11 protein-coding genes are annotated in these 12189 nt (G+C 42.4%); 6 read left to right on the top strand and 5 right to left on the bottom strand.

Features of this window, described 5'->3' with window-relative positions; all coding sequences use genetic code 11:
• Positions 1-66: 66 nt before the first annotated feature.
• From G498_RS0108530 to G498_RS0108550, 5 genes are all read right to left on the bottom strand, one after another.
• Entirely contained in the window at positions 67-2607 is a 2541-nt protein-coding gene (locus G498_RS0108530) for a sodium-translocating pyrophosphatase (protein WP_026980792.1), read from the bottom strand.
• Between the two features lie 113 nt (positions 2608-2720).
• Complete coding sequence (locus G498_RS0108535) at positions 2721-3251, bottom strand: inorganic diphosphatase (RefSeq protein ID WP_026980793.1); 531 nt, start codon at positions 3249-3251, stop codon at positions 2721-2723.
• 106 nt (positions 3252-3357) lie between these two features.
• The gene (locus G498_RS0108540; protein WP_026980794.1) at positions 3358-3960 is read right to left on the bottom strand and encodes a DNA-3-methyladenine glycosylase family protein; all 603 of its coding nucleotides are present in this window, start codon (positions 3958-3960) and stop codon (positions 3358-3360) included.
• A complete protein-coding gene (locus tag G498_RS0108545; protein ID WP_026980795.1) occupies positions 3960-6440 on the bottom strand; it encodes a DUF5686 family protein in 2481 nt (826 codons plus the stop codon). The genes G498_RS0108540 and G498_RS0108545 overlap by 1 nt, the downstream gene beginning before the upstream one ends.
• Before the next feature lie 65 nt (positions 6441-6505).
• Positions 6506-7483: a pyruvate dehydrogenase complex E1 component subunit beta gene (locus G498_RS0108550; protein ID WP_026980796.1), complete on the bottom strand. Its 978-nt coding sequence runs from the start codon at positions 7481-7483 to the stop codon at positions 6506-6508.
• Between the two features lie 326 nt (positions 7484-7809).
• On the opposite strand from G498_RS0108550, the gene G498_RS0108555 reads away from it, so the two are divergent.
• From G498_RS0108555 to G498_RS0108580, 6 genes are all read left to right on the top strand, one after another.
• Positions 7810-8556, top strand: a complete 747-nt coding sequence (locus G498_RS0108555) for an electron transfer flavoprotein subunit beta/FixA family protein (RefSeq protein WP_026980797.1) — start codon at positions 7810-7812, stop codon at positions 8554-8556.
• 42 nt (positions 8557-8598) lie between these two features.
• Positions 8599-9567 carry an electron transfer flavoprotein subunit alpha/FixB family protein gene (locus G498_RS0108560; RefSeq protein WP_026980798.1) on the top strand — a complete coding sequence of 323 codons (969 nt, stop codon included), beginning with the start codon at positions 8599-8601 and terminating at the stop codon, positions 9565-9567.
• A gap of 93 nt (positions 9568-9660) precedes the next feature.
• On the top strand, positions 9661-10287 hold the full coding sequence (locus tag G498_RS0108565; RefSeq protein WP_026980799.1) for a bifunctional nuclease family protein: 627 nt from the start codon (positions 9661-9663) through the stop codon (positions 10285-10287).
• Between the two features lie 160 nt (positions 10288-10447).
• The gene (locus G498_RS0108570; protein WP_026980800.1) at positions 10448-11272 is read left to right on the top strand and encodes a thymidylate synthase; all 825 of its coding nucleotides are present in this window, start codon (positions 10448-10450) and stop codon (positions 11270-11272) included.
• Positions 11273-11316: 44 nt separating this feature from the next.
• Positions 11317-11655 carry a 2TM domain-containing protein gene (locus tag G498_RS0108575; protein WP_026980801.1) on the top strand — a complete coding sequence of 113 codons (339 nt, stop codon included), beginning with the start codon at positions 11317-11319 and terminating at the stop codon, positions 11653-11655.
• On the top strand, positions 11655-12140 hold the full coding sequence (locus G498_RS0108580; RefSeq protein ID WP_026980802.1) for a dihydrofolate reductase: 486 nt from the start codon (positions 11655-11657) through the stop codon (positions 12138-12140). The genes G498_RS0108575 and G498_RS0108580 overlap by 1 nt, the downstream gene beginning before the upstream one ends.
• Positions 12141-12189: the final 49 nt, after the last annotated feature.

Here is a 12189-nt window from a genome sequence, read left to right on the forward strand (position 1 = left end):
CGGTTAAAAATACTAAAATAAAAAAGCTCCACAAATTGCGGAGCTTTTTATTATTTCGGAATACCGTTATTTATTTCTGAATTCGTCAATTTTGGCCTGAACTTCTGCTTCAGTTCCTTCGAATACTTTTTCTTCGGTTGTGGCTTTTCCGTTTATTTCAGAAGTGATTTTAACGGTTGCTTTCATCTTCCCGTTAATTTCTTCTTTTTGGATTAAAACTTGTTTTGAAACTTCTTTGCTCATCATTGCTTTTCCGCCAATGAATTTTCCGTTTGCATCATAATGTGCCATACACATTGCTCTTTCTTCTTCGGAACAACCCATCTCGTCACACATTTTCGCGCATTCCTCTTTGGTCATGGTGGCCATTTTAGTCATATCGCATTTCATATGGTGTCCGGCATGCATTTCGGGTTTAGCGCAACAGGCGGATTTTTCTCCGTGCGAACCGTGTCCGCTGCCTAAAATCGGAGCAATAACCAAGCCTACCAAACAGGTTAACTTAATCAAAATGTTCATGGATGGCCCTGAAGTATCTTTAAACGGATCACCCACAGTATCACCGGTTACGGCGGCCTTGTGTGCATCGGAACCTTTGTACGTCATTTCCCCATTAATCATGACACCGGCTTCGAACGATTTTTTAGCATTGTCCCAAGCCCCTCCGGCGTTGTTCTGGAAAATTGCCCAAAGCACTCCTGATACGCAAACTCCCGCCATATAACCGCCAAGTGCTTCTGCTCCCATTAAAGCACCAACGATAATTGGCGTAATAATAGTGATGGCGCCCGGCAACATCATTTCGCGTAATGCGGCCTGCGTGGAAATATCTACACATTTTCCGTACTCCGGTTTTCCGGTGCCTTCCATAATACCCGGAATTTCACGGAACTGACGACGTACTTCGTTTACCATGTCCATCGCGGCTTTTCCAACCGACTGCATCGCTAAAGCGGAGAAGATTACAGGAATCATGCCTCCAATGAATAAAGCAGCCAATACATCGGCTTTAAAAATATTGATACCGTCGATACCTGTAAAGGTCACATACGCCGCAAACAACGCAAGTGCTGTTAACGCTGCCGAAGCAATCGCAAACCCTTTACCAACGGCTGCGGTAGTATTTCCAACCGAGTCTAAAACGTCGGTTCTTTGACGTACTTCTTTCGGCAATTCGCTCATTTCGGCAACTCCTCCTGCGTTATCGGCAATTGGTCCGAAAGCGTCAATCGCTAACTGCATGGCTGTGGTAGCCATCATTGCGGAAGCGGCAATTGCCACACCATAGAACCCTGCCAATTCATATGAACCCCAAATCGCAACGGCAAAAAGGATTACGGAAGAGAAAGTCGATTTCATACCCGTAGCCAAACCTGCGATAATATTGGTAGCTGCTCCGGTTGAGGAATTCTGAACGATATTTAAAACCGGTTTTTTTCCTAAAGCGGTATAGTATTCCGTAAACGCGGAAATCAACCAACCTACCGCCAAACCTACTAAAGTGGCATAGAAAATGTGACGGCTCGGAATTGCTTTTACGCCATCGCCAAAGAATTTCATATTAATCGTTTCCGGCAACATCAGGTCGATTAAGAACCAACAAGCCACTACCGTTAACCCTAAAGCTATGTAGTTCCCTAAGTTTAAAGCACTTTGTACCTGAGCTTCTTTAGCATCATTATTGCTGATCTTTACAAAGAACGTTCCGATGATGGACGACAAAATTCCCGTTCCCGCAATGACTAACGGTAACAAAATCGGTCCCATCCCGTTGAATGCATCGGTAAATTGGGCTCCGCCTGCTTCCGTCATGTCTTTGATGATGTAGTTTCCTAATACCATCGAAGCTAAAACGGTCGCTACATACGAACCGAATAAATCGGCTCCCATACCGGCTACGTCGCCTACGTTATCTCCTACGTTATCGGCGATGGTTGCAGGGTTACGAGGGTCGTCTTCCGGTATTCCGGCTTCTACTTTCCCTACTAAGTCGGCTCCTACGTCGGCCGCTTTGGTGTAAATTCCGCCTCCTACACGCGCAAACAAGGCAATCGATTCAGCTCCTAAGGAGAACCCGGCCAAACACTCTAAAGCAATGGTCATTTCGTCGTAGAAATTCCCGGCTCCGGTAACAAACATATTGGTGAATAAAATAAAGAAGATGCTTAGTCCTAAAACTGCCAAACCGGCTACGCCAAGCCCCATAACCGTTCCTCCTGAAAAGGAAACTTTTAAAGCCTGCGGTAAACTGGTTTTAGCCGCTTGTGTGGTACGCACGTTCGCCTGAGTAGCGATGCGCATCCCGATGTTTCCTGCCAACGCCGAAAAGAACGCTCCGAAAACAAAGGCTACAACAATAATCCAATGCGAAGTTTCCACAAAACGGGAAACGGTAAACAGTGCAATTGAGGCAATCACTACAAAGATTCCTAAAATTCGATATTCGGCTTTTAAGAATGCCAGAGCTCCTTCCTGAATACTTTTAGAAATGCCTTGCATTTTCTCGTCACCTGCGTCCTGGCTTTTTACCCACATGGCTTTTATTCCCATGAACGCAAGACCTAATACGGCCAATAGTATCGGCACGTAAACAATCATTTTCTCCATAAATTTGGTTTTGGTATTGGTTAATTTTCGTAAATATAACGAAACCCATACAAATAAAAAAGCAACATTCTTTTAAGAACATTGCTTTTTTTATAAAATTTTAGGAGAATCTCTTATTTAATACTAAATAAGCCTTCCGGTTTGTTTTCTAACGCGTTGAAACGGTCTACACATTCTTTTAAGATTCTTTTTGCTTCGTTCAGATCGCCCCAGCCTTCAACATCTACTTTTTTGTTTTCCAAATCTTTGTACACCTGGAAGAAGTGCTCGATTTCTTTCACCAAGTGTGGGTTCATATCGCTTAAATCGTTTAATTTATTCCAGATTGGGTCGGAAACCGGCACACAGATGATCTTCTCATCCGGCCCTTTATCATCCGCCATGTGGAAAACTCCGATTGGCTTTACTTCAATTACACATCCCGGGAAAGTGGGTTTGGTTACCAATACCAATACATCAAGCGGATCTCCGTCCAATGCCAAAGTTTCAGGAATAAACCCATAATCCGCAGGGTACATCATAGAGGAGAACAACATTCTGTCGAAACGCATTCTTTTTAAATCGAAATCGTATTCGTATTTGTTTCGGCTTCCGCGCGGAATCTCAACCAATACATCAAAAGTGGTTACTTTATCAGCTGTCATTTTATTTACTTGTTTAATTTGAGGGTGCAAAAGTAGCACAAAACAAGCTGATTTACAAGAAACATCGAGGCTAAAAAAACAAATTCAGCATTAAATTGATACAATCTTAATATGGATTCTTGCGTCCTCGTTTCTGGAGGTAATAATGCCAGAGAAAAAATGTGGCTACGGAACGGTAAGGCTTCCATTTTTGGGCATATTCCGCCATCGCTTCTTTATCGTGAATATCAAAGAGTTCTTTAATCGTATTCACCACTGCGATATCGCCCAAAGGAATAATATCGGGAGATTGTAGGCAAAACATCAGATAGACATCGATAGTCCAGTGTCCGATGCCTTTAATTTTTATCAGTTCTTCCCGAACCGCTTCCGGATCTTTAAAAGCAAGACTTTCCACATCCAGCTGCTTATCTAATATAGCCTGAGAAAGCGCTTTCAAATAGGTTGTTTTCTGTCGGCTTACGCCACAGGCACGAAACGCTTCATCGGAAAAGCAAACGATGTTATCCGGCAGAAAATCCGGTATCGCGGCTTTGATTTTTAAAAAAGTGGCTTTGGCTGAATCTATCGATACCTGTTGTTCCAATATCAGCAGGCACAGGGTTTCAAATCCGGAAGGTCTAGTCACAAAAACAGGTTTCCCGAATTGCTCGACAATGTGTTTGAACTTTTCTTCCTTTTCCAGCAGAAAATCAACCGCTTTATTCATTAGAAGTAGAATCCGAAAGAAGCTTTCACCCCGAATTTGTTAGCATCCGGTAAATTCAGGTAACTGCCACGCCATGCAAAATCGATGCGTAATACCTTGAAAATATTCCCAACTCCCGCATGATATTCCCAATAACCGTCTTCCGGCGCTAAATAGGTTAAGCCTGAAGCGTTGATGGCTTTGTTTTCATCGGAAACTGTTCCGTATACAGCCTTTACCCCAATGATTTCACGCCAGTTCAGTTTGCGCAACAGCGGAACACGCGAGAACAGCCTTCCGTTAAAATGGTGTTCCAGATGCAGGGAAGCGTATTCATCGGCCACAAATTCGTAATAATTCATCAGGTTGTAGGTATTCTCAATCTGGAAATACGACTGGTTCCCTGGGATAACCCCCATCAGCCCCAGCGGCACTTTTCCGAAAATCTTACCGGTTTCAAAAGTTGGGAACAAACGCCCGAAACCGCCGATTAAAATCGGATGTCGGTAATACAACTGCACCTTCTGATAATCGAAATCGCTGTCCAAAACACCTTTCATTCCCTGGCTGTAGTTTACAAAAACTCTCGGGAAGTTATAATCCACCAACTGACGTTCCACTCCGTGACCGATAGTTTTGCGTTTCGGCGTGTAATCCACCATGAAATTCACTTCCGATTGTTTTACCTGACTTTGGATGTTTCCATCTTCGTCAAAATAATCCAGACTGAATTTATCCCAGGCCGATTTTAACGTACGGTAGGTGAATCCTGTTGAGAAAGTCAGGTTTTTGATCGGTTCCATCTCTGCCGAAAGCATCGACAAATTTATCGAGGTCAGCTTGTCGTTATTCCCGCTGGAAAACAAGGAGTTGGAAGCAAAACTTCTTCCCAACACATCGTTGGTCGTGGTTAAACTCACCCCTATTTGCTCGATATCGCGTCGGTTTCCGCCCGATAAAACAAAGCGATTCTTGTTGTTCAGCAATATTTTTCCGGAAATTCCGTATTTGAACTGGTGGTCGTCAAAACCATAAGCGGTATAGGCCTGAATACGCCATTTGTCGTTCGGCCCAAAATAGGTTCTTCCGCCCGCGCGCAGACGCAGTCCTTCTACGTTGTTATAGCCGAAGGTGGAGAAAATCGGCCCGTAATCCATCTTCCACTTCGGAATTTCAATGTAACCGCTGGCCAAAATGGTGGCAATGTTATAAATCCTTTTAAACTTCGGAATGGTGTTCAGGGTATCGAGTAAGCCGTAAATGCCTTTTTCGTTTTTGTTCAGGTTTTCGAAACGGTTTTCTTCCCAGAATTCATCGGATTTGCTGTACACTTCCGGATCGAAATTATCGACTTCCTGCTTGTAGAATTTATCGTCTTTAGGAATATTGAATTTGTGGTTGCGGTACAACGACGTACGCTTTCCGTAAACCCCTTTCGACTTTTCTTTTTTGGACAAACTAAAATCCGACATCATGTGGTCGCGTTTCAACAGGAAAACCGAATCGTTCAGCACCTCAAATTCCTGCTCGATGTAAATTTCCTTCACCCAGTTAATGTTGGCGCTTTTACTGGCTTCAAGATTGATTTTTTTAATAGCAAACGTGGTATCGTTTACCCAAAAATCACCTTTAAACGTTAATTCGTTCTTTCGTCTCGGATAATAGATAATGTTATAGCACCATTTGTTGTCGATGAACGCACTGTCTGCCAGCACATAATTGTATACATTGATTCCGGTTCGTGACAACGGACTCACGAAATCTTTATCGAAAAACTTCAGGTAATTGTTGTAGATGTCGTAGTCTGCATACAAATCCTTGATAAACGTGCTCACGCCGTCACCTTGTCCTAAACCGGAATTTTTACTGGCTGTCACGATTTCCTTTTTTCGGTTGTTGACATTATCCCCGTATACTTCGCTCAGGTTTTCATTGATGAAAATCGGAAGAAAGGCTTTACCGGTTACGCGTGACGTATCGATACGGTCCCAGATGAATTCCATGCCTTTAAAGATTTTATTCGACATGAAAGCGCTGTCGATGGAATTCAGGTCAAACTCAATCTTTTCATACTTGTCATATTGGTACTGATTGAACATGTTCAACCCGTTCTTTCGCTTGCGCTCCCAGATTTTGCGAAGGATATCCAGGGCCGGATTGTTCTTTTTAGAGGTTTTCCCGGTATAAATTTTTACTTCCTGAATCTGGTTGTCCGGAACGATTTTGATTTTTAAATCCAGAGAAACTGCTTGCGTTAAAGTGACCTCTACCGCTTTGTATCCCACAAAAGAAGCCATCAACACTTTGTATGTTTTGTCGGACTGCAGATAAAAACGACCGTTTTCATCCGATACAATCCCTTCCGTAGAACCTTTGAAATACACATTGGCATACCCCATCGGCTGGTTGTTTTCGTCGTACACCACACCACCTACTTTGGTTTGCGCCATTAGGGTTACACTAGAAAACAAAACAACTATTAGCAGGATAATTTTTCTCATATTTTTTCAAAAAAAAACTTCACCAGCAATATGCTGATGAAGTTCCAAATATAAAGTATTTTTTCTTACTTGTACAGTACTTTTTTAACCGCCTTTATCACGTCGTTTGCATTCGGCAACCACTCTTTCAGTAAGGTTGGGGAGTACGGTGCCGGTGTGTCTGCCGTGGTGATTCTTTGCACCGGCGCATCCAGATAATCGAAGGCTCTTTCCTGAACCATGTAGGTAATTTCAGAAGCCACCGAAGCAAACGGCCAGGCCTCTTCCAACACTACCAATCGGTTGGTTTTCTTAACCGAAGTTAAAATCGTTTCGTAATCCATCGGGCGAACGGTTCTCAGGTCGATGATTTCACACGAGATGCCTTCTTTTGCCAATTCATCAGCTGCTACATAGGCTTCTTTGATGATTTTTCCGAAAGATACGATGGTTACATCGGTTCCTTCTCTTTTGATATCGGCAACGCCTAGAGGGATTGTATATTCGCCTTCCGGCACTTCGCCTTTATCGCCGTACATTTGTTCCGATTCCATGAAGATTACCGGATCGTTGTCACGGATGGCCGATTTCAGCAACCCTTTAGCATCGTAAGGATTGGACGGCACCACCACTTTTAATCCCGGTGTATTGGCAAACCAGTTTTCGAAAGCCTGCGAGTGCGTGGCAGCCAACTGACCTGCAGAAGCTGTAGGCCCGCGGAACACCATCGGCATCGGGAACTGTCCGGCCGACATCTGACGCATTTTCGCCGCGTTGTTGATAATCTGGTCGATCCCCACTAACGAGAAGTTGAAGGTCATGAATTCTACAATCGGACGGCAGCCGTTCATCGCGGAACCTACTGCAATCCCTGCGAAACCAAGCTCTGCGATTGGCGTATCGATTACTCTTTTCGGTCCGAATTCGTCCAACATTCCTTTGGATGCTTTGTAGGCACCGTTGTATTCGGCTACTTCTTCCCCCATTAAATATACCGATTCGTCGCGACGCATTTCTTCGCTCATCGCCTCACAAACCGCTTCTCTAAACTGTATCGTTCTCATGTATTTTTCTTTATCCAAAAATTATTGAAAGGCAAAAATAAAAATTTTATATCAGTTACCGCACATATATTATAGTATAACACAAATTATTTAGATTTTCAGATTAATTTCGACAGCTTTCCGACACAAATCCTCACTGAAAACCCTCGCCATATTTAATAAAATTCAGGCAACCGTCATTTTTTGACCCTTATTTTATAAAACTTCGAACAAAAACCAGTGTTTGTTGTCAAAATCATATTTATTATGCATGCATAGTATATTATTGAAATTAATTCCTTAAATTCGTAGCCCGAAAAGATAATCAACATTATAACTTTATAACAATGAAAATATTAGTTTGCATCAGCCACGTGCCTGATACTACTTCAAAAATTAATTTCATTAACGGTGATACGGAATTCGATACTAATGGGGTTCAGTACGTTATCAACCCTAATGACGAATTCGGTTTAACCAGAGCCATTTGGTTCAAAGAACAGCAAGGCGCTAACGTAACGGTTGTAAACGTTGGAGGTGCTGATGCAGAAGCTACTTTAAGAAAAGCTTTAGCCATCGGTGCTGATGAAGCAATCCGTGTAAACGCAAACCCAACTGACGGTTTCTTCGTAGCCAAACAATTAGCCGAAGTAGTAAAGCAAGGCGCTTATGATTTAGTAATTGCCGGGAAAGAATCCTTAGACTACAACGGCGGAATGGTTCCGGGAATGTTAGCCGCTTTAACCGGTGCTGATTTCGTAAACTCTTGTATCGGACTGGACATCAACGGTTCCTCAGCGAAAGCGGTTAGAGAAATTGACGGCGGTAAAGAAACCATTTCCGCAAACTTACCATTGGTAATCGGTGGTCAGAAAGGTTTAGTGGAAGAAAAAGACTTACGCATCCCGAACATGAGAGGCATCATGACGGCAAGAACCAAGGCCTTACAGGTTTTAGAACCGGTTGGAGCTGACAACAACACCAAAGCGGTAAAATTCGAGAAACCGGCTCCGAAATCGGCAGTGAAATTGGTTAGCCCGGACAATTTGGACGAATTAATCAACTTATTACACAACGAAGCAAAGGTTATCTAATTACGAAATCTTGAAATCTTTCAATTTTTAAATCTAAAATTTATGTCAATTTTAATATACGCGGAATCCGCAGAAGGAAAATTTAAAAAAGTAGCTTTCGAGTTGGCGTCTTATGCTAAGAAAGTAGCTGAAAAAATGGGAACTACCGTTACTGCCGTTACTGTAAACGCAGGCGATGTTTCCGGATTGTCAAAATACGGTGTAGACAAAGTATTAAAAGTAACCAACGATAAATTAGGAGCTTTCAACGCTAAAGCTTACGCTGATGTAATCAAACAGGCTGCGCAGAAAGAAGGAACAAAAGTGGTTATCTTATCTTCCACTACCGATTCATTATATCTGGCTCCGCTTGTGGCCGTAGGTTTAAATGCAGGTTATGCTTCTAACGTAGTAGCCTTACCGGAAAGCACTGCTCCTTTCACTGTAAAAAGAAACGCTTTCTCTAACAAAGCTTTTAACATTACAGAGGTTACTACTGATGTAAAAGTATTGGGAATTGCCAAAAACTCATTCGGATTAATCGAATCCGCCTCCTCTTTAACAGAAGAAGATTTCACACCATCCTTAAACGATGCAGATTTCTCAGTAAAAGTAGAATCCGTGGAAAAAGTTACCGGAAAAGTAACCATTGCTGATGCGGAAATCGTAGTTTCAGCAGGTCGTGGATTGAAAGGACCGGAAAACTGGGGCATGATCGAAGAATTAGCCGCTGTTTTAGGCGCTGCAACAGCTTGTTCCAAACCAGTTTCCGATTTAGGCTGGAGATCACACAGCGAACACGTGGGACAAACCGGAAAACCGGTTGCCGCTAACCTTTACATCGCCGTTGGTATTTCCGGAGCGATTCAGCACATTGCGGGAATCAACTCTTCCAAAGTAAAAGTAGCCATCAACACCGATCCGGAAGCACCTTTCTTCAAAGTGGCCGATTACGGAGTTGTAGGAGATGCTTTTCAAGTGGTTCCGGCCTTAATTGAAAAATTAAAAGCTTTCAAAGCGGCACAACATTAATATTTTTTACTTAATTTGTGCCTGTAAAAAGGCTGTCTGAATTGGAGATAGTTCGTATCTTTGTTTAGACAGCCTTTGTTTATTAATACAACTATGAGCTTAGTAAAACTTACGATAAAAGGAATCTCGTACAGCCAAACACAAAACGGTGCTTACGCTTTGATTCTGAATGAAGTAGACGGAGAACGAAAATTACCTATCGTGATTGGCGCCTTTGAAGCCCAGTCTATTGCCATCGCTTTGGAAAAGGAAATCCGTCCGCCAAGACCGTTAACGCACGATTTGTTTAAAAATTTTGCCGACCGTTTTGATATCGTGGTAAAACAGGTAATCATTCACAAATTAGTGGACGGCGTATTTTTTTCAAGCATCATCTGCGAAAGAGACCGCATCGAAGAAATTATCGATGCGCGGACTTCGGATGCTATTGCTTTGGCGTTACGTTTCAACGCTCCGATTTTCACCTACAAGAATATTTTAGACAAAGCCGGAATTTATTTAAAAGTGAACCCGGAAGAAAGCAAAAATCCGGAAGAAAGTGACGATCCGCTTACCAGTCCGGAAACGTTTGGCTTGGTTGGCGAAGAATCCGTAACCGGAGAAACCTACACCCAATATACGTTAGCCGAATTATACGAATTACTGGAAGTGGCCGTTCAGAATGAAGATTATGAAAAAGCCGCCAAAATCCGGGATGAAATTTCAAAAAGAGAAAGTTAATTTGCACTATAAAACGACTAAGCTGTTTCCAAAAGAAGCAGCTTTTTATTTTGTCAATAACTTTAGGAATAAATCCAAACTGAACACCCGAATTTTAATTGCATAATTTCCTAACTTGCAACAAGAATTCACTACCTGTTTTTTTCAAAAATTACACATCATGAAGCAGTATCTCGATTTAGTAAAGCACGTTTTAGACAATGGCAATCAAAAAGGCGACCGCACCGGAACCGGAACCAAAAGCGTGTTCGGCTACCAGATGCGCTTCGATTTAAGCGAAGGTTTCCCGATGGTGACCACCAAAAAACTGCATTTAAAATCGATTATTTACGAACTGCTCTGGTTTTTGAAAGGCGACACCAATATCGGATACTTAAAAGAAAACGGCGTAAGAATCTGGGACGAATGGGCCGATGAAAACGGAGATTTAGGACCAGTTTACGGCCATCAATGGAGAAATTGGAACAGTGAAGAAATCGATCAGATAACCGAACTCATTGAAACACTGAAAAGAAACCCGAACAGCCGCCGTATGCTGGTTTCCGCCTGGAACCCTTCGGTGTTGCCGGATGACAAAAAATCGTTTGCCGAAAATGTAGCCAACGGAAAAGCAGCTTTGCCTCCATGTCATGCGTTCTTCCAGTTTTATGTAGCCGACGGGAAATTATCATGTCAGTTGTACCAGAGAAGTGCGGACATTTTCTTAGGCGTTCCGTTCAACATCGCTTCGTATGCTTTGTTTACGATGATGATTGCTCAGGTTTGCGATTTGCAGCCAGGCGAATTTATTCACACCTTCGGGGATGCGCACATTTACAACAACCATATCGAACAGCTGGAACTGCAATTGACCCGCGAGCCAAGACCGCTTCCGAAAATGATGCTGAATCCGGATGTAAAAAACATTTTCGACTTCAAATTTGAGGATTTTACGTTGGTGGATTATGACCCGCATCCGCACATTAAAGGACAGGTTGCCGTATAATCTTAACGTTTTTTCTTATCTTTAATTCCGCAAAAAAGTTTTTTATGGAAAACAGTCAACACGAATTATACGAATATGCCAGACGTCGTTTGCGTCAGAAAAAGCATTTATACTTCCATTTCGTTTTGTTTTTTGTAGGCAGTATTTTCATGATCACCGCCAACAAACTCCTGAATGTAAAACCGGAAACCGACTGGTACAAATGGGGCATTGCTGTTTGGGGCTTTGTTTTCGTTCTGCATTTTATCCGCGTGTTTATTACCGACAGCTTCATGAACAAAAAATGGGAACGCGCCCAGATTGACAAACTGATTTTAAAACAGGAACGCAAACTCGAACAAATCGAAAAAGACTTCAATCAGAAACACAATTCCACCAATTAATGTTAACCCTTATAGTTGCTGCGGCAGAAAACAATGCCATCGGAAAAAACAACGGTTTGTTATGGCATTTACCGGATGATTTTAAGCATTTCAAGCAAACCACTACCGGTCATTATATCATCATGGGACGTAAAACTTTCGAGAGTTTCCCAAAACCGCTTCCCAACAGAACCCATGTGATAATTACCCGACAGTCCGACTATAAAGTTCCTGAAAATTGTATTGTTGTGAGCTCTTTACAAAAAGCCCTGAAAAGCTGTCCCGAAAACGAAGAGGTTTTTATAATTGGCGGTGGTGAAATTTACAAACAAGCCATGCCACTGGCAGACAAAATTGAACTGACCCGTGTTCACACCACTTTAGATGCCGATACTTTTTTTCCGGAAATTGGTTCTGCAGACTGGCAACTCGTTAGTGAACAATTCCATCCGAAAGACGAAAAACACGCTTTCAGCTTTACCTTTCTTACCTATCGGCGTAAATAAAAACATCCCGATAACAAAATGCCACCGGGATGTCTTACTAACAAACTAA

It is taken from the genome of Flavobacterium suncheonense GH29-5 = DSM 17707, from assembly GCF_000430025.1.
GTDB classification, from domain to species: domain Bacteria; phylum Bacteroidota; class Bacteroidia; order Flavobacteriales; family Flavobacteriaceae; genus Flavobacterium; species Flavobacterium suncheonense.